This window comes from Streptomyces sp. NPDC093544 (genome assembly GCF_040683495.1).
Taxonomy (GTDB): Bacteria; Actinomycetota; Actinomycetes; order Streptomycetales; family Streptomycetaceae; genus Streptomyces.
Genome location: NZ_JBFBEA010000009.1, coordinates 182,613 through 200,245 on the forward strand (window position 1 = coordinate 182,613; position 17,633 = coordinate 200,245).

Below are 17,633 nucleotides of genomic sequence, written 5' to 3' on the forward strand. Positions count from 1 at the left end.
GGTGCTAGGACTGGCCGCTCCGGGCGTCAGCACTGTCCGCCGTCAGCGAGGCGTTGAGGTCCTGGATCGTTCGACGCGTTCCCACCGTGTGGAGTGACTCCAGCGTCGACCGGTATCTCCGGGCGAAGTCCGGGTTGCGGGACAGCGCGCCGAAAAGCGACTCGTTCTCGATGAAGGCGAGCGGGTTGTCACGTTGCTGACGGGCGCGGGCGATCAGCTCGTCGCGCAGGGCGTCCTGTACGTCGATGGACCCACCGTTCTCGTCGATGGCTTCGGCGTAGCGCGCCCAGCAAGCCAGGACCGCCGCGGACCTGGCGAATTCGCGTCCATGGGCGAGGTTGTCGTTGATGACGGGCAGCAGGAACTTCGGAATGCGGTCGGAAGTGAAGGCGCACAGACGGGCGATGGTGTCGCGGATGGAGGGGTTGGCGAAGCGTTCGAGGAGGCTGTGGATGTAGGCGTCGAGTTCGATTCCGGGAACGGGCCTGAGGGTGGGAGCGCCTTCGTGGGTCATGTAACCGAGGAGGAATTCGGCAAGCGCGGGGTCGCGGGCGGCTTCGTGCACAAAGGTGTGGCCGGCCAGGCGCCCGGCGTACGCGATGGCCTGGTGGCCGGCGTTCAGGAGGCGCAGCTTCATCAGCTCGTAGGGTTCGACGTCGTCGGTGAGCTGGACGCCGGCGGCTTCCCACGGGGGCCGGCCGGCCGGGAACACGTCCTCCAGCACCCATTGTTCGAAGGGCTCACAGACCACTGGCCAGGCATCGTCGATGCCGTAGGCCTCGGTGAGTTCCGCGATGTCGTCCGGGGTGGTGATCGGCGTGATGCGGTCGACCATCGAGCTGGGGAAGGCGACCTCGGTTCGGACCCGCTCTCCCAACTCGGCGTCGACGAGGGCGGCGAACGCCGAGAACGCCGTCCGGGCGACGTCTCCGTTGGACTGGATGTTGTCGCACGACATGATCGTGAATGGCGGACGTCCCGCTTCCCAGCGTCGGCGCAGCGCCTCGACGACGTAGCCGAAAACGGTGCGTGGTGCGTGGCCGGGCTCGCGACGGAGATCCTGGGCGACGTCAGGAGCGGTGGGGTCGAAGCGGCCGGTGACAGGGTCGAGGTTGTAGCCGCCCTCGGTGATGGTGAGCGAGACGATGCGGGTGCGCTCGTCGACCAGGACATCCAGCACGTCGTCCGGTTGGTCGGGGGCGTAGAGACAGCGCACGATCGATCCGATCACCCGTGCTTCCCGCTGCCCGTTCGTCGCTCGGGTGACGAGGGTGTAGAGGTTGTCCTGTCGCGAGAGGACGTCGGACATCAGCTGGTCGGAAGGCATCAGGCCGATGCCGCAGATGCCCCAGTCGAATCCCTCACCCTTGTTGAGCAGGCGATCGAGGTACATCGCCTGGTGTGAACGGTGGAATCCGCCGACACCGAAGTGAGCGATGCCGACGGCTACTTGGGAGCGGTCGTACGTCGGTGTCGCGACCCGCTCGTCGACATCGGCCAGCGATGCGGAGTTCAAATGTGTGATCTTCATTGTCCTCGGTTCCCGTTCAGTGCAGGACGTAGCCGCCGTCGAAGACCACAACCGACCCGGTCATGAACGATGAGGCGTCCGAGGCCAAGTAGACGACGCTCGGCGCGATCTCCTCCGGAAGCGCGTACCTCCTCATCGGCGCGTCCTCGATCCAACGCTGCCGGAACTGCGGCTCGTCGACCGCGGCCATCTCCGTTTTGACGTATCCGGGGGCGAGCGCGTTGACCCGGATGTTGTACTCGGCCCACTCAGCCGCCAGAGACTTGGTCAGCTGATGGACGGCCGCCTTCGACGCGTTGTAGGAAGGCTGCCACTGCGGCCGGTTCACGATGAGCGAACTGATCGATCCGATGTTGACGATGCTGCCGCCGCCGGTGTCCTTCATGTGCGCGCCGGCCGCCCGGCACATACGCCACAGCGCGCGCAGATTGACATCAAGGACGAAGTCCCACTCCGCGTCGGGGATTTCCAGCGCGGGCCGGTGAACGGCGATACCGGCGTTGTTGACCAGGATGTCGAGTCCGCCCAGGCGTTCCACGGCTCCCGCCACGGCTTGCGCGGGGCCGCCGTCCGAGACGAGATCGACCTCGAAGGCCTGCGCCTTCACGCCGGCGGCGGCCAGCGCGCCGACGGCGGACGCGTTGCGTTCGGCATCCCGTGCCACGAACGCGACATCGGCGCCTGCTTCGGCCAGCCCCCGGACGAACGCCAGCCCGAGGCCGCGATTCCCGCCGGTGACCAGAGCACGCTTCCCTGCCAGGGAAAAGGTGTCGAGTATGGACATCGTTGTTCTCTCCAAAGTTGTCCGGACAGGTGCGAGTGGAGCGGCGGGTGCAGGGGACCGGATGCAGGGCAGCCCGCTGGACCCGGAGTGGACCGCGGCGTCGGTCGCCTGCTGCTTCGGCCGCGGCTCAGTGCACCGGTCTCATGAGCGGATCCACCGCGCGAAGCGGCTGATGAAGACGTTCAGCAGTGCGGCGAGCAGCAACAGGGCACCGAGGGCGAACAGTTGCAGCTTGCTGGACTGTTCGTTGTTGAACAGCAGCAGGATTCCCGCGTTGAGCCAGGTCACCAGCAACGCCGCGAGTGCCACCCCGCCGACACGACCGACGCCGCCCGATATGGCGACGCCGCCCAGAACGGCGACCGTGATGGCGGGAAGCGTCATGCCCGCGCCCGAGGTGCCGGCGTCGGTCGTTGCCGAGGCGAACTGAGCAACGGTCACCACCGCCACCAATCCCGCGATCGTTCCCGACAATACGTAGGCGGTGAACCGCACGCGTCCGACCGAGATCGCCGCGAACCGAGCGGCCGTCTCGTTCGTGCCCAGTGCGTAGAGCCGGCGGCCGTAGGTGGAGCGGTGCAGCACAAACCACGCGACCACCGCCGTGGGCAGGAAGACAGTGAGTACCTGCAGCGGAATGTCGGGCAGCGGACCGCCGCTCGGCAGGGAGACGCTCCGGGTCAGTGACGTCAGATCCTGGATTTCGGTCGTGGCGATCGGCGCGCTGTACGCGTAGCTCGTCGCCAGAGTCGCGATCAGCGCGGGTATGCGAAGGATGCCGATGAGCAGGCCGTTGACCGCGCCCAGCACCGCGCCACCGGCCATCGCCGCGACGATCGCCAGCCACAACGGCCAGTGCCAGAAGGCGTATTCGTAGCCGAAGAAGATGCTGACCAGGCTGACGGTCCCGCCGACGGAGAGATCGATACCGCCCCGGCCTCCGATGATGACGAAGGTTTCGCCCACGGCGAGCATGAATATCGGCACGAAGTAGGCGAGATAGCCGGCCAGGTAGCTCGTGCTGAACGGAGCGAGCAGATAGTCGCCGACGCTGAGGAAGTGGAACCAGACCAGCAGTACCACCAGCAGGACGATCAGCAGCGCGATCCGGTCGGTGAGCAGCCACCGCAATGCCGCGGAGCGGCGGGCCCGGCCCTTGGCCGGGGGCACGGGATCGATGTCGACTGGTTCGGAGGTGGCCTCGTCGATGGTCATAGTGCCCTCCTGCGCCGCTCCCGCAGAACGTCCGTCCCGACGGCGAGCACGATGAAGATCCCGACGAACAGGTTGGCCAGTTGCGAGGGCCAGTTGAGGATCGTGACGGCACTGGTCACGGTGCCTACGAGCAGGGCACCCAGCAGAGTACCGAGAACGGTCCCGCGACCGCCGAGGATGCTGGTGCCACCGATCACCACCGCCGCGATCACCTTCAGCTCCAGCCCTGTGCCGCTGTTCTGCTGCACGGTGCCGCCGCTGCCGATCAGTACGCATCCGGCCAGGCCGGTCAGCACGCCGACCAGGACGTAGGCGGCGACCACCCGGCGCCTGACGCGGATGCCGGCCAGGCGCGCGGCTTTGGCGTCACCGCCGATCGCGTACCAGTGCCGGCCCGAAGGCCGGTGGCGCATGTAGACCCACACGGCCACGCCGATCAGCATGCTCAACCACCAGGAGTTCGGCACACCGAGCAGTCGCCCACTGCCACCACCGCCGAGGAGCCGCAACGTGTCGGGGACACCGTCGAGATTCCCCGCCCCGAAGATCTCCAGCGACAGGAAGCGGAAGAGGTTCAGCGTGGCGAAGGTCATCACGATGGGATGGATCCCGGTGAGCGCGATGATCGCACCGTTGAAAGCGCCCAGCAGACCGCCGACAACCACGGCTATGAGCAGGGCGGTTCCGATGCCGACGTGCTGCGTGGTGATGGCCTTGCCGACCACCACCATCACCACGGCGACAGCGCTGCCCACCGAGACGTCGATTCCGCCGGTGACGATCACAGCCGTCATTCCGATCCCGATCAGAGCGACCGGGGCAACCGACGACAGGATGTTCTGAACGTTGACTCCGCTCAGGAAGGTGTCCGTTCCGAGAGCGAGACCCACCCAGAGCAACGCGATCACGCCGAGGAGCACGAGTTCAGGTCCCTCGACGGCGGCGAACGCCGTCCGCCAGCGCTGCGCGCCGACTGTCCGCGGCGTACTCAACGCGGTCACGACACCTCCTCCACTTCGTCCGTCGCGCCGCCGTCGAGATCCCCGGCAGCGGCGGCCAGGACGTCCACACTCGGTGTGCCCCGTTCGAAGGACGCGGCCACGGTCCTGTTCCGCATGACGATCAGGCGGTCCGCCAGCGTCAGTGCCTCTTCCAGGTCGGTCGAGGAGACGACGATGGCGCTGCCGGCTGCGAGGTCGAACACCCGCCGGTGGATCTCGGCCTTGGCGCCGACATCGACGCCCTGGGTGGGTTCCTGCAGGACGAGCACCCGGGGGTGTGTCGCCAACTGCCTGCCGATCACGACCTTCTGCTGGTTGCCGCCGGACAGGGAGGCGATGGGCGTCGCGGAGTCCGGCGCCTTCACCGCGAGCCGCGCCATGTATGTCTCGGCGAGTCGACGCTCGCCGCGTCGCTTCACCCAGGTGAAGCGACTCAGCTGATCCAGGCTGGACAGGCCGAGGTTGAAGGCGATGCTCTTGTCACCGAAGACGCCTTGCAGTTTCCGGTTCGCCGGGACGAGCCCGAGGCCGGCGTTCTGTGCGTCACGCGGACTGCGCAGCGGAGTCCTGCGCCCGTCCACCGTGACAGTGCCGGAGGTCGGCGGCAGGATGCCGAACAGGCTCTGGGCCAGTTCGTCGTTCCCGGAGCCCACCAGGCCGTAGACAGCGACGATCTCGCCTGCCGACACATCGAAGGTGACATCGCGGAACGCGGAGCGGTACCCGAGCCCGGCAACCTTGAGCACTGCCTCGCCGGATGCGGTCTCGCGCCGCCGGTCGCTCCTGACGACCTGCTTGCCGACCATCAGCTGGGCGATTTCGCGGATCGTCGTCGTCGCGTTGACGCCGCGCCCCGGGCAGTCCAGGCCGATGACCGACAGCGCCGGCGCAGCGGCCGTACTGCGGAGTGTTCCCGAAAGGACGGCTCGTGAATTGGTGGAGCAATACGCCGACCACCAGGGAATCACCCCGCAGAACATCCAGGACGCGCTGACCGCGATCGCGGCCCTGGACCACGACGGCGGGCGCGTCGTGCGGCTGACTGATTCCTACGGAATCGTTCAGCTCGGGATACGAGTCGGTGCCGACGACTCCGATGCCCACATCGCCGCTGTTCTCCACCTGCCGGACCGGCTGGCTGACCCGACGACACTTCTCCGAGGCGAGACCGGGCTGGGCGATCTGGCCGCCAGACTGAGTTCGCGCGGCTAGAACGGGCGCCGTACGGCTACGGGCACGCCGATACCCGTACGGGCGCGGCTCTGGCGTCGTGGCCGGCTCGCCACTGCGCAGACCTGGCCGGCCTTGACGCGCGCAGGCAGCCGTAGCGCTCCGCTCGGTGGCGCGGGACGGCGCGCGCCCTCGGCTGGCAGGTCCTCCTCGGCGAGTGGCCGGTCTCCTTCCTGGTCCGTCAAGGCCGCAGAGCCGGACGCACTGGTGCCGAGCCGCCCCGGTTCGCTCCGACGGCAGTTTCCTCCGTGACCTGGCACGCGTCCGAAGGGCAATGAACGCGCAAAAGGCCTAGGTCAGACCCGTGTGCATGCGGCTCGTCGGCGTCTCAGTGGCATCGCACGTCCGTGTTAACTCCGATCGCAGCCCCTTGCCAAGCCGGATCGTACGTGTTCGGATTATCTCTGTCGGGCGGCCCCCCACCGTCCTGAATCCGTTGCTCGACGCCTGTACGGCGGGGTGGGTCCGTCCTGTCTCGACCCCCTCATCCCTCCCGGTATCGACGACGCGCCCTGAGCGTGGCCGCGGCATGCCCGCGTTGGTGCGGAGGCCGTGTCCGGTACCCACGAGCGAGTCCTTGGAGGAACCCGTGTTCGATCTTTCGTCCGTCGATCTGCTCGATGCGTTCATCCGTGAGTTGCGGCTGTGCAAGGTGCGCAGCGGTGAGCATGTCGTCGTGCTCTCCGAGCCCGGCAGCCGCGGTGACTATGTGGAAGCCGCCTTCGGCGCGGCCAAGGCGTGCGGCGCGCATGTCATCGCCGCGACCGTGCCCGGCGGCAGCCCCGCTCCGATGCCGAGCACCCACACCGGGGCCGGTCCGGGCCTGGTGTCCGTCCTCAACGACACCACCGCACAGGACCTGCTGAAGTCGGCGGATCTGGTCGTCGACCTGACCCGCGAGGGCTTCATCCACGCGCCGGTCCAGCAGGAGATCCTGCGCGCCGGCACCCGCATCATCTTCGTCTGTGACGCCCCGGACGTGCTCATCCGCAATCTCCCCAAGGAGGGCGACAAGGCGGAGGTCCAAGAAGGCGTCGACCTCCTGAAGCGGTCCTCCGTCATGCAGGTCACCTCCGACGCCGGCACCGACCTCACGGTTCAACTCGCGGGCGCCAAGCCGGAGTTCCAGTGCGGGTTCGCCGACGATCCGGGCCGCTGGGACCACTGGCCGAGCACGATGGTGCTGTGCTGGCCGGAGATCTCCGACGGACAGATCGTGCTGGCGGAGGGCGACATCCTGCTGCCCTTCAAGGAGTACGTCCGCGACCGCGTCACGCTGGAGATCGTCGGCGGGCACATCGAGAAGGTGTCGGGCGGCGCCGAGGCCGCGCTGCTGTCGACGTTCTTCGAGGACGCACAGGACCAGTGGGCGCGCAGCCTCTCCCACATGGGCTGGGGTCTGATGCGCACGGCCGACTGGTTCGCCACGGCGATGTACGGCAAGGACGACCTGATGGGCATGGACGCCCGCGCCTTCGCAGGCAACTTCCTGTGGTCGACCGGCCCCCACCCGGTACTGGGCCGCGAGTCGTACGCCCACCTCGACATCGCCATGCGCGGATGCACCGTCTCCGTCGACGGCACCGAGGTCGTCACCGGCGGGAAGCTCACCGGCGGCTGAGCCCACCGACCGCGAGCTCACCGCATCGCGCACGAACCACCCGTACACGCCCATGCGTTGGAGGAAGAGTGGCGTCCAGCCAGTCGTACGAAGTCACCGTCGTCGGGGGAGGTCTCGGCGGGCTGACCGCAGCCCTGGCGCTGCGGCAGCGCGGCCTGCGCGTCACCGTCCTCGAGCAGGCCTCGCAGCTCGGCGAGGTCGGCGCGGGCATCCAGACCGCACCGAACGCCAGCCGGATCCTGATGGGACTCGGGCTGCGCCGGCAGATGGAGGCCATCCACACGGAGCCGCTCGACCAGGTACGGCGCCGCTGGAAGGACGGCAGCATCGTCGCTCTGACCTCACTGGGGCAGCGCTGCAAGGACGAGTTCAACGCCCCCTACTGGCACTACCACCGGGCCGACCTGCACCGCATCCTGCTGGACGCGTGCCTCGACCCCGCAGGATTGGGCCCCGTCGTGGAGGTGCACACCGCGAGCAAGGTCGTCGAGCTGGACCGCACGGACCCGGCACGTCCCGTGGCGGTCACCGAGGACGGACAGCGCTATGCCTGTGACGTGCTCATCGGCGCCGACGGGGTCCGCTCGCAGGTACGCGATCTGATGGGCGCGCCCGACACACTGCTGTTCTCCGGCGAGATGGCCTACCGGGCGCTGATCCCCGGCGACCTGATCGCAGCCGACCCGGCCACGCGCTGGCTCGTGGACCGCTACCAGAGCACCATCTGGTACGGCCCCGACCGGCACCTCGTGCACTACATGATCCGCGGCGGCGAGTACCTCAACGTCGTGGCGTGCGTGCCGTGCACGGACGAGGTCCGTGACAAGTGGGCCGTCCCCGCCACGGCACAAGATCTCGTCGACGCCTTCCCCGGCTGGGACGACCGAGTGCCGGCGATGCTCTCCAAGGCGAAGGAGGAAGTCTCCGTCTTCGCGCTCTACCACCGGCGGCGCGACCCGGTGTGGACGGACGGCCGCATCGCTCTCCTCGGCGATTCCTGCCACGCGATGCTGCCCTACCAGGCGCAGGGCGCCTCGCAGGCAATGGAGGACGCCGCCGTCCTCGCCGAGGAACTCGGCGCGGTCACGGCAGACGGCATCGAAGGGGCGCTGCGCCGCTACGTCGACCGGCGCGCCAAGCATGCTGGGATGGTCCAGGACGCCTCGCTGGCGAACAAGACCTTCTACCACTTCCCCGACGGCCCCGAACAGCAGGCCAGGGACGAAAGCCTCCGGCGCGGATTCGACGGTGAATCCGACCTCTCCTACGACTGGCTGTGGAGCGGCACTCCGCTCAACGACCCCGATCTCGGCGCGTTCTCCTACCGCTTCGCGCGCTGAAGCCACCCGCCTCACCCTCGGTTCCGGGGACCGCAACCGCCGTATTCCATCCCCAATGCGACAACACCGTGGAGCGACCGCCCGACCCACCACAGCACACCACGTACGGCAGGAGGACCATGAAGCCCGCCCCGTTCCGGTATCACCGGGCCCCCGACGTCGACGCAGCCGTTCGGCTGCTGACCGAGCTCGGCGACGACGCAAAGATCATCGCCGGCGGACAGAGCCTCGTCGCGATGATGAACTTCCGGCTGGCCCGCCCTCGGCACCTCGTCGACATCGGCGGCATGAGGGAGCTCGACCGGTTGCACCGGGACGTCGACGGCGGACTGTGCATCGGGGCGCTCACCACCCACCACACGGTGGAGACCGACCCGGCGGGGATGCTCGGGGCGGGCTTCGAGGTCCTGCGGGACGCCATGAGCTGGATCGGGCACCTGCCGATCCGTACGCGCGGCACGGTCGGTGGCAGCATCGCGCACGCCGACGCCACCGCCGAGTGGTGCCTGCTCGCGTCGGTCCTCGACGCCGAGTTGGTGGCGCGTGGCCCGCACGGCGAGCGCAGGATCCCGGCCGCGGACTTCTTCCTCGGCTACTACACGACCGCTCTCGACCCGGACGAGCTCCTCGTCGAGATCGTCTTCCCCCGACCCGCTCCGCACGCGGCTCTCACCGAATTCGCCGAGCGGCGCGGTGACTTCGCGATCGTGGCGGCCGCCGTGGACCTCGACGTCGACGCAGGAGCCGTACGCGGCGGCCGGGTGGCGCTCGGCGGAGTGGCGGCCGCGGCGGTACGGGTGCCCGAGGCGGAGGCCGTGCTGGCCGGCGGCGGCTCCTTCGACGACTGCGCGGCAGCGGCCGCGGCGGCTGTCGAGCCCCCCGCCGACGCCTCCGGCAGCACGCACTACCGCAAAGAACTCGTCCGGACCCTGGTCCGGCGCGCATGTGAGGAGGCGATGGCCCGATGAGCCAGAAGCTGGTGGGCAGGTCGGTCGCGCGCCGCGAGGACCCGCGGCTGCTGTCCGGGCGCGGCCGGTTCGTCGACGACATCGCGCTGCCCGGCATGCTGCACGCCCAGTTCGTACGCAGCACGATCGCCCACGGCGAGATCGCTTCCGTGGATCTCTCGGCGGTACGCCAAGTCCCGGGCGTCGTGGCCGCGTTCACGGCGGACGACCTTGAACTTGGCGATATCACGGCCCAACTCGGGCGCCCTCTCTCGGAGTTCGTCCCCACCGCGATGCCCGTCCTCGCCCGCGACAAGGTTCGCTACGTGGGGGAGCCGCTGGCCATCGTCGTGGCCCGCGACGCCTACGCCGCGGAGGACGGACTGGAGGCGGCCCGTGTCACCTACACGACGCTGCCGCCGGTCATCTCCGAAGAGGTGGCGCTGGCGCCCGGCGCCCCGCTCGTCCACGCCGAAGCCGCCCACAACACCCTCGTCGACGTCTCCCTCTTCGCGACGGACGGCATCGACGAGATCTTCGCGTCCGCACCCTGTGTCGTCGACGTCGAGACCAGGACCGGCCGGCAGAACGCGTTGCCGCTGGAGACCCGCGGCGCGGTGGCGCACTGGGACGACCGCGAGGAACAGCTCGTCCTGCACACCTGTACCCAGATCCCGCACCAGGTGAGGACGGTGGCATCACGCAGCCTGCGCCTCGACGAACGCGCGGTGCGGGTCGTGGTGCCCGACATGGGCGGCGGCTTCGGCCAGAAGTGCGTCGTCGGGCGCGAGGAGATCGCGGCCGCCGCGGCCGCACTGCGTCTGCGCCGTCCCGTCAAATGGATCGAGGACCGCAAGGACGCCCTGTCCGCGTCGTTCCTCGCCCGCGAACAGCACTACCAGGTGCGCGCCGCCTTCGACGCGGACGGCAGGATCCTCGGCCTCGACGCCGACGTGGTGTGTGACATGGGCGCCTACTCCTGCTATCCGTTCACCGCCGGCATCGAGCCGCTGATGGCATCCGCCGAGATGCCCGGCGTCTACAAAGTGCCCGCCTACCGGGTGCGCGGCCGGGCCATCACCACCAACAAGGCGCCCACCGGCCCCTACCGAGGGGTGAGTCGACCGCAGTACGTGATGGTCGTCGAGCGGCTCTTCGAACGCGCCGCGCGCGAACTCGGCCTGGACGCGGTCGAGATCCGCCGCCGCAACGTCATCACCGACTTCCCCTACACGGGCGTCAACAACATCACCTACGACCCCGGTTCCTATCTGGAGTCGCTCAATCTCTGCGAGCAACTCGTCAAGGACGAGGGCTGGTACGGGAAACAGGACGCGGCGACGGCCGAGGGACGGCACATCGGCATCGGCTACTCGTGCTTCAGCGAGCGCACCGGATACGGTTCCACCGCCTTCGCGCAGCGCAAGATGCAGGTCGTGCCGGGCTTCGACATCTCCGAGGTGCGGATGGACACCAGCGGTGCGGTGACCGTCACCACCGGCACGATGAGCCACGGGCAGAGTCACGAGACGACGATGGCGCAGATCGTCGCCGACGAACTCGGCCTCGACATCGCCAAGGTGAGACTCCATCAGGGCGACACCGACCGCATCACCTACGGCTTCGGCACCTTCGCCAGCCGCTCCATCACCATCGGCGGCAGCGCGGTGCGCCTGGCCGCGGCGAAGCTCGGCGAGAAACTGCGCGCCATCGCGGCGGCGCGCTGGGACATCGACCCGGACGACGTGGAGCTGACAGACGGTGTCGCCCGTCGCCGGGACGACGCCTCCGACGCCCTCACCTACGAGGAGATCGCCGACATCGCCTACCTCCAGGCGCATCTGCTGCCCAAGAACATCGAACCGGGTCTGACGGCCGCCGCCACCTTCGACGTCTTCAACGACGGCACCTTCTCCAACGCCACCCACGGCGTCGTCGTCGAACTGCACGAAGGCACCGGACAGGTGGAGATCCTGCGGTACGTCTGCGTGGAGGACTGCGGCGTCGCCATCAACCCGCAGGTCGTCGAGGGCCAGTGCCGGGGCGGCATCGCGCAGGGTATCGCCGGTGCGCTGTTCGAGCAGGTGACGTACGACGACCAGGGCGAACCGTCGGCGACCAGCTTCATGGACTACAAGGTGCCCACCGCCCACGAGATCCCCGACGTACTGATCCACCACCTGGAGACGCCCTCCGCGTTCACCGAGACCGGCGCGAAGGGTGCCGGTGAGGGAGGCACCATCGGCGCCCCCGCCGCCGTCCTCAACGCCGTCAACGACGCCCTGCGCGCCACCGGCGTCGAACTCGACAACACACCCATCACCCCGGAGACCGTGCATCGCGCCCTGCACCTGGAGGCCACCTCATGACCGAGGAAACAGCTCTGAGCGAGCGGGAGTTGCAGCTCCTCGTTCTCGACGTCAACGGCGAGCAGCACGAGGTGATCACCGAGCCGCGCCGCACCCTCGTCGACGTGCTCCGGCACGAGCTGCGGCTGACCGGCACGCATGTCGGCTGCGAGCACGGCATCTGCGGCGCCTGCACCGTGCTGGTCGACGACCGGCCCGTACGCGCCTGCCTGATGTTCGCCGCGCAGGCCGAGGGCGCCCGGATCCGTACGGTCGAGTCCCTTTCGCTCGGGGACGAACTCGGTGATCTGCAGCGGGCGTTCAGCGAGCATCACGGGTTGCAGTGCGGGTTCTGCACGCCCGGTTTCCTGATGCTCGCCGAGGGGTTCCTCGCCGAGCGGCCCGAGGCGACCAAGGACGAGATCCGGGAGGTCGTCGCCGCCAACCTGTGCCGGTGCACCGGCTACCAGACCATCGTCGAGGCGATCGACGGGTGCGCGACGGCCCGGCGCGGGGCCTGCGCGAACCTCTGTGACAGCAAGGAGAAATGACCTATGCAGCTGACCAACACGGTTCCGGTCAAGGCCTCGCCGGACGAGGTCTTCGCCCTGATGAACGATGTCGAAAGGGTCGCCTCCTGCATGCCGGGCGCCGCGCTCGACGGGCAGGACGGCGACGTCTGGCAGGGCAGGGTGAAGATCAAGGTCGGTCCGATCAGCGCCGCGTACGCGGGCACGGTCCGGTTCCTGGAGGTCGACGCCGAGCGTCGGCGGCTGCGGGTCCACGCCCGCGGAGCCGACACCCACGGCAGCGGGGACGCGGAGGCCGAGGTCTCGCTGGATGTGGTGGCGGCGCCCGAGGGCGCGCTGCTCCAGCTCTCCACGGACCTGGTGATCCGCGGCAAGATCGCCCAGTTCGGCAAGGGTGCGATCGGCACCGTGTCGGACCGGATTCTGCAGCAGTTCGCGCAGAATCTGGGAAGCCTGCTGGACGCGGACCGGGCCGGGGGAGTGGCTGCCTCCCCGGGCGTGATTGCCTCCTCGGGCGCGGCTGCCTCCCCGGGCGTGGTCGCCACCTCGTCCCCCGCCTCGCAGCCCGCCCTCGTGCAGGACTCCGAACTCGACGGCCTGGCGATGCTGGTCGGTCCCGCGGCAGCCAAGTACGGCCTGATCGCCGGGGTGTTCGCGTTCGGCCTCTTCGAGGGCTGGCTGCTGGGCCGGCTCGGTTCCCAGGCGCGGGAACTGCGGGCCCTGCGGAGGGCGTCATGAGCACCCCGCGGTATGGCCAGGAGACGGAACGCACCTACGCGCGTGCCGGCTTCGGTGCTCCCGTACGGCGTGGCAGCCGGCCCGCGATCGTCGTGGTCGACCTCACGCGCGGCTTCACCGAAGAGGCCTTCCCTTCGGGCGCGGACCTGACCGAGGTCGTCGGCGCCACGGGCGAACTGATCGAGGCGGCACGTCCGGCCGGGATACCGGTCGTGTTCACCGCGATCACCTACACGCCGGCCGAGGCGGCGGGTGACGCCGTCGTCTGGCTGCACAAGGCGCAGGGCATGCGAACCCTGCTCGAAGGCAGCGAGGAGGTCGAGGTCGATCCCCGGCTGCCCCGCGAGCCCCAGGACCACCTGATCGTGAAGAAGGGAGCCTCCGCCTTCTTCGGCACCTCGCTGGCCGCCCTGCTGACCGGCCTCGGCCGCGACACGGTTCTGGTGTGCGGGGCGACGACGAGTGGCTGTGTGCGGGCGACGGCCGTGGACGCCGTGCAGTCCGGGTTCTCGGTGCTGGTTCCGCGCGACTGCGTCGGCGACCGGGCGTCCGGCCCGCACGAGGCCAACCTCTTCGACATCCAGGCGAAGTACGGCGATGTGATCGGCCTCAAGGACGCCGTCGCCTATCTCGACGGCCTGCCGAGGAGCGCCCCGTGACCCCATCGCCGGAGCGCCCCACGACCCCATCGCCGGTGTTCCCCGTGACCTCACCGCCGGAGGGCGCCATGACTTCCGCTCCACCCGCCCGTTGCCTGCCGCAGTCCGCGCTCGCCGATCTGGCCGATGTGCCGGCCACGAGCCGCTGGGTGCGCTCGGGCAGCGCGCGCCTGCACGTCCTGGACTACGGCGGCCCGGGCGTCCCGCTCGTCGTGCTGCCCGGCATCACCAGCCCGGCGATCACGATGGACTTCGTGGCGCGTGAACTGACCGACCTGGTAAGGCCGTTGGTTGTCGATGTACGCGGACGAGGGCTGTCCGACGCGGGTGGTTCGTACAGCCTCGAGGAGTACGCCGAGGACACCGAAGCCGTCATCACGGGGCTCGGACTCGACCGGCCCGTGCTCTTCGGACACTCGATGGGCGCGCGCATCGCGGCCGTGACCGCCGTTCGGGGCAAGGCCGCCCTGCGCGGCACGGTGCTGGGTGATCCACCGATGAGCGGACCGGGGCGCGGCCCCTATCCCACAACGCTGGACGCCTTCCTGGGCCAGCTCGCGCAGGCGGTGCGTGGCACGGACGCCGACGAGGTGGCGCGCGCATGGCCGCGCTGGCCGCGCCCGGAGCAGGAACTGCGGGCGCGCTGGCTGGCCAGCTGCTCGCAGGACGCCATCGCGGCCACCCATAGAGGCTTCGAGAGCGAGGACTTCTTCCAGCGGTGGCCGTCGGTGCCGGGCCCCACGGTGCTGCTGTACGGCGCGGACAGTCCCGTCGTCACCGCCGAGGGCGCGCGGGAGGCGGCCCGGTTGCACCCCTCGGCCGTGTTCCGCGAGATCCCGGACGCCGGTCACATGCTGTTCTGGGACAACCCTCCCGCCGCGCTCGCCGCGCTGCGGGAGTCACTGCGTCCGATGCTGACCTGACAGCCGCAAGTGGTTCTCGTTTCCGGACCGTCCTGATCCGGGTGCCGAACCGATCAAAGGCCGTGCTTAAGTGGCTCCATGGCTGACGAAACCACTACCTCGACCTCCACTCCGCCCCGGCCTCCCGTCGCGCTGACGGCCGCGCCCGGCTACCAGGTCCGGCGCCTCTACCAGGCGTACCTGGCGATCTGGATCCGCGCGGTGGACCCAACGCTCACGGGCCCGCAGTTCGCGGTGCTGCAGACCGCGGAGGCGGCACCGGGGCACGATCAGCGCTCGCTGGCGTCGGCGGTGGCACTGGACACGTCGACGATGGCGGACGTCGCCCGGCGGCTGGAGAGCCGGGGCCTGATCGTACGCAAAACGGCCGCCGCCGACGGCCGCCGCAAGCTGCTCTATCTGACCGCGGAGGGTGAGCAGACCCTCCGCGAGGCGAACACCCGTGCGCGCCAGCTCGACCAACGACTCCTGGAGCCGTTCGGAGCCGATCGGCGCGAAGAGATCATGCACCTGCTCACGTCCCTCGCCGACCACTGGGAGGGACTGACCGAGAACTCGTAACCCGCTCGCTGCGGCACGCCACGGGTTCTGGGTCGCCACTGACCATGCGGACACCAGATATCCGGAGGACCCCATGACCGACCACCACATCGGCCTGATCGTGCCCAGCTCGAACCTGACCATGGAAACGGAGCTCCCGCGCATGTTGCGGGACCGCGAGTCCGTACTTCCCGAGGACCGGTTCGTCTTCCACAGCAGCCGGATGCGCATGCAGCACGTCACACCCGAGCAGCTGCGCGCCATGAACGCGCAGACCGGGCGCGCGGCCCTGGAACTCGCCGATGCCCGCCCCGACGTGGTGGCCACGGCCTGCCTGGTGGCGATCATGGCGCAGGGACCGGGGTACCACTGCACCGCGGAGGACGAGATCACCGCCGTGCTCCGTGACCAGGACGCACAGGCGCCGGTGATCTCCAGTGCCGGGGCACTGCTCGACGGCATCAAGACCCTGGGGGCACGGCGGGTCGCGATCATCACCCCGTACATGAAGCCGTTGACCCGCGTCGTCGCCGACTACATCGAGGACGCGGGCACCGAGGTGGTGGACGCGCTGAGCCTGGAGGTGCCGGACAATCTGGCGGTGGCTCGCCTCGACCCCGCGGACCTGCGCGATCACTGGCGGCGTCTCGACCTCTCCCGGGCCGACGCCCTCGTCCTGTCCGCATGCGTCCAGATGCCCTCGCTTGCCTCGATCCAGCCGGTGGAGGACGCGGCGGGCCTGCCGGTGCTCTCCGCGGCCACCGCCACGGCGTACCGCATCCTCGCCGAACTGGGCCTGCCCACTCTCGTGCCCGGCGCCGGCAGCCTGCTGAGCGGCCGCGTCCCCAGCTCCGCCACGGCCTGAGCCCATGAGGGACATCCTGGAGACCCTCGACGGCTGGTGCGCGACGGGCACCCGGTTCGCTGTCGCAAGCGTCGTCGCCACCTGGTCCTCGTCCCCGAAGCAGCCGGGCGCGGCGATGGCCGTGTCCGAGCGCGGGGAGGTGGTGGGGAGCGTATCGGGCGGCTGCGTGGAGGCCGCGGTCTACGAACTGGCGCGCCAGGCCCTGGAGACCGGGGAGGCGGTCACGCAGACATTCGGCGTCGCCGACGACGACGCGTTCGCGGTGGGTCTGACATGCGGGGGCACGGTGGAGATCTTCGTACGTCCCGTGGCGCAGGCGCAGTTCGCCCAGTGGTCGGCCCTCGCCGCGGCGGTCCGGGAGGGCCGTGAGGCGGCGACGGCAACCGTACTTTCCGGTGCGTCGGCGGGAGCATGGCTGCTCGTGGGGGACGACGGCGAGGAGGCCGGCTCGCTGGGAGGGCCTGACCTGGACGCACAGGCCCTCGCGCGGATGCGACGGCTCAGCCCGGCAGACCCGTTGGGGGAGCTGTGCCCGGGCGGCGGATGGGCCGCGTCGGCCGATGAGTCGAGCGCGCACTGGCCTGACATCGCGGCCGGCGCGGGAGCCACGGACGGCCGAGCCATGGGCGCGGACGGCGCCGTGGCCCGGGACCTTCCGGCAACGGCCTTCCTGGACAACGGGGTTACGCGGGAGACGCTGCCCGACGGGACCCGTCTCCTCCTCGAATCCTTTGCGGAGCCCCCGCGCCTGCTGATCTTCGGAGCGATCGACTACGCCGGAGCCCTGGCACGCCTCGGCAACTTTCTGGGGTATCGAGCCACTGTGTGCGACGCGCGTCCTGTCTTTGCCACGGCTGCCCGCTTTCCGGATGCACACGAGGTCGTGGTCGACTGGCCGCACCGGTGGCTGAGCGGTACGAGGGTCGACGAGCGCACCGTCGTCTGCGTCCTTACACACGACCCGAAGTTCGACATCCCCCTGCTGGAGGTCGCGCTGCACACGGACGCCGGCTACATCGGAGCCATGGGCAGCAGACGCACACACGAGGACCGGCTGTCTCGCCTCCGCGAGGCAGGCGTCGACGAGAGGGCCCTCGCACGGCTGCGCTCGCCGATCGGGCTCGACCTGGGCGGACGTACCCCGGAGGAAACCGCTGTGTCCATCGCGGCGGAGGTCATCGCGCTCCGTGAGGGCGGCACAGGGCGGAGTCTGACCGAGACCCTCGCTCCCATTCACGCACTTCGGGCCTCGGCCTCCTTCATCGCCCAGCGGCTGTGAGGCGGCCTCGCGCTGTGCGCGGTGACCGGGAGAGTGCGTCCGGGACGGTGAAGAGATGCGTTCGGCCAACCCTTGACGGAGA

Annotated in this window: 17 protein-coding genes; 12 read left to right on the forward strand and 5 right to left on the reverse strand. The window is 69.5% G+C overall.

Annotation, left to right across the window (positions count from 1 at the left end; all coding sequences use genetic code 11):
• Positions 1-4 precede the first annotated feature (4 nt).
• From AB0N66_RS15835 to AB0N66_RS15855, 5 genes are all read right to left on the reverse strand, one after another.
• Positions 5-1,516, reverse strand: coding sequence for a mannitol dehydrogenase family protein (locus AB0N66_RS15835; RefSeq protein WP_365434118.1), 1,512 nt, complete (start codon positions 1,514-1,516; stop codon positions 5-7).
• Positions 1,517-1,547: 31 nt separating this feature from the next.
• The gene (locus AB0N66_RS15840) at positions 1,548-2,315 is read right to left on the reverse strand and encodes an SDR family oxidoreductase (RefSeq protein ID WP_365434121.1); all 768 of its coding nucleotides are present in this window, start codon (positions 2,313-2,315) and stop codon (positions 1,548-1,550) included.
• 141 nt (positions 2,316-2,456) lie between these two features.
• On the reverse strand, positions 2,457-3,530 hold the full coding sequence (locus AB0N66_RS15845; RefSeq protein WP_365434124.1) for an ABC transporter permease: 1,074 nt from the start codon (positions 3,528-3,530) through the stop codon (positions 2,457-2,459).
• Positions 3,527-4,531, reverse strand: a complete 1,005-nt coding sequence (locus AB0N66_RS15850; protein ID WP_365434127.1) for an ABC transporter permease — start codon at positions 4,529-4,531, stop codon at positions 3,527-3,529. Before AB0N66_RS15850 ends, AB0N66_RS15845 begins: the two co-directional genes overlap by 4 nt.
• Positions 4,528-5,337, reverse strand: a complete 810-nt coding sequence (locus AB0N66_RS15855; protein WP_365434130.1) for an ATP-binding cassette domain-containing protein — start codon at positions 5,335-5,337, stop codon at positions 4,528-4,530. The genes AB0N66_RS15850 and AB0N66_RS15855 overlap by 4 nt, the downstream gene beginning before the upstream one ends.
• 127 nt (positions 5,338-5,464) lie before the next feature.
• Between AB0N66_RS15855 and AB0N66_RS15860 the strand changes: the two genes are divergently transcribed.
• The 12 genes from AB0N66_RS15860 to AB0N66_RS15915 all read left to right on the forward strand — a co-directional run bounded on the left by AB0N66_RS15860 (position 5,465) and on the right by AB0N66_RS15915 (position 17,551).
• Positions 5,465-5,743, forward strand: coding sequence for a hypothetical protein (locus tag AB0N66_RS15860; protein ID WP_365434133.1), 279 nt, complete (start codon positions 5,465-5,467; stop codon positions 5,741-5,743).
• Between the two features lie 607 nt (positions 5,744-6,350).
• Entirely contained in the window at positions 6,351-7,382 is a 1,032-nt protein-coding gene (locus AB0N66_RS15865) for a hypothetical protein (RefSeq protein ID WP_365434136.1), read from the forward strand.
• A 68-nt stretch (positions 7,383-7,450) separates the two neighbouring features.
• Positions 7,451-8,722, forward strand: a complete 1,272-nt coding sequence (locus AB0N66_RS15870) for an FAD-dependent monooxygenase (RefSeq protein WP_365434139.1) — start codon at positions 7,451-7,453, stop codon at positions 8,720-8,722.
• A 119-nt stretch (positions 8,723-8,841) separates the two neighbouring features.
• Positions 8,842-9,690, forward strand: coding sequence for an FAD binding domain-containing protein (locus AB0N66_RS15875; protein WP_365434142.1), 849 nt, complete (start codon positions 8,842-8,844; stop codon positions 9,688-9,690).
• Complete coding sequence (locus tag AB0N66_RS15880) at positions 9,687-12,038, forward strand: xanthine dehydrogenase family protein molybdopterin-binding subunit (RefSeq protein ID WP_365434145.1); 2,352 nt, start codon at positions 9,687-9,689, stop codon at positions 12,036-12,038. Before AB0N66_RS15875 ends, AB0N66_RS15880 begins: the two co-directional genes overlap by 4 nt.
• Entirely contained in the window at positions 12,035-12,568 is a 534-nt protein-coding gene (locus AB0N66_RS15885) for a (2Fe-2S)-binding protein (RefSeq protein WP_365434148.1), read from the forward strand. Before AB0N66_RS15880 ends, AB0N66_RS15885 begins: the two co-directional genes overlap by 4 nt.
• A gap of 3 nt (positions 12,569-12,571) precedes the next feature.
• Positions 12,572-13,285: an SRPBCC family protein gene (locus tag AB0N66_RS15890; protein ID WP_365434151.1), complete on the forward strand. Its 714-nt coding sequence runs from the start codon at positions 12,572-12,574 to the stop codon at positions 13,283-13,285.
• On the forward strand, positions 13,282-13,944 hold the full coding sequence (locus tag AB0N66_RS15895; RefSeq protein WP_365434154.1) for an isochorismatase family protein: 663 nt from the start codon (positions 13,282-13,284) through the stop codon (positions 13,942-13,944). The genes AB0N66_RS15890 and AB0N66_RS15895 overlap by 4 nt, the downstream gene beginning before the upstream one ends.
• A gap of 68 nt (positions 13,945-14,012) precedes the next feature.
• Positions 14,013-14,867, forward strand: coding sequence for an alpha/beta hydrolase (locus tag AB0N66_RS15900; protein ID WP_365434157.1), 855 nt, complete (start codon positions 14,013-14,015; stop codon positions 14,865-14,867).
• A gap of 78 nt (positions 14,868-14,945) precedes the next feature.
• Positions 14,946-15,428: a MarR family winged helix-turn-helix transcriptional regulator gene (locus AB0N66_RS15905; protein ID WP_365434160.1), complete on the forward strand. Its 483-nt coding sequence runs from the start codon at positions 14,946-14,948 to the stop codon at positions 15,426-15,428.
• A gap of 73 nt (positions 15,429-15,501) precedes the next feature.
• The gene (locus tag AB0N66_RS15910) at positions 15,502-16,272 is read left to right on the forward strand and encodes an Asp/Glu racemase (protein ID WP_365434163.1); all 771 of its coding nucleotides are present in this window, start codon (positions 15,502-15,504) and stop codon (positions 16,270-16,272) included.
• Between the two features lie 4 nt (positions 16,273-16,276).
• Complete coding sequence (locus AB0N66_RS15915) at positions 16,277-17,551, forward strand: XdhC/CoxI family protein (protein ID WP_365434166.1); 1,275 nt, start codon at positions 16,277-16,279, stop codon at positions 17,549-17,551.
• Positions 17,552-17,633: the final 82 nt, after the last annotated feature.

Excerpts from the sequence above, each read along its gene's own strand:
- AB0N66_RS15840 (WP_365434121.1), bottom strand. The coding sequence starts at position 2,315 with ATGTCCATACTCGACACCTTTTCCCTGGCAGGGAAGCGTGCTCTGGTC.
- AB0N66_RS15880 (WP_365434145.1), top strand. The coding sequence starts at position 9,687 with ATGAGCCAGAAGCTGGTGGGCAGGTCGGTCGCGCGCCGCGAGGACCCG.
- AB0N66_RS15900 (WP_365434157.1), top strand. The coding sequence starts at position 14,013 with ATGACTTCCGCTCCACCCGCCCGTTGCCTGCCGCAGTCCGCGCTCGCC.
- AB0N66_RS15910 (WP_365434163.1), top strand. The coding sequence starts at position 15,502 with ATGACCGACCACCACATCGGCCTGATCGTGCCCAGCTCGAACCTGACC.
- AB0N66_RS15885 (WP_365434148.1), top strand. The coding sequence starts at position 12,035 with ATGACCGAGGAAACAGCTCTGAGCGAGCGGGAGTTGCAGCTCCTCGTT.
- AB0N66_RS15915 (WP_365434166.1), top strand. The coding sequence starts at position 16,277 with ATGAGGGACATCCTGGAGACCCTCGACGGCTGGTGCGCGACGGGCACC.
- AB0N66_RS15845 (WP_365434124.1), bottom strand. The coding sequence starts at position 3,530 with ATGACCATCGACGAGGCCACCTCCGAACCAGTCGACATCGATCCCGTG.
- AB0N66_RS15905 (WP_365434160.1), top strand. The coding sequence starts at position 14,946 with ATGGCTGACGAAACCACTACCTCGACCTCCACTCCGCCCCGGCCTCCC.
- AB0N66_RS15895 (WP_365434154.1), top strand. The coding sequence starts at position 13,282 with ATGAGCACCCCGCGGTATGGCCAGGAGACGGAACGCACCTACGCGCGT.
- AB0N66_RS15890 (WP_365434151.1), top strand. The coding sequence starts at position 12,572 with ATGCAGCTGACCAACACGGTTCCGGTCAAGGCCTCGCCGGACGAGGTC.
- AB0N66_RS15875 (WP_365434142.1), top strand. The coding sequence starts at position 8,842 with ATGAAGCCCGCCCCGTTCCGGTATCACCGGGCCCCCGACGTCGACGCA.
- AB0N66_RS15855 (WP_365434130.1), bottom strand. The coding sequence starts at position 5,337 with ATGGTCGGCAAGCAGGTCGTCAGGAGCGACCGGCGGCGCGAGACCGCA.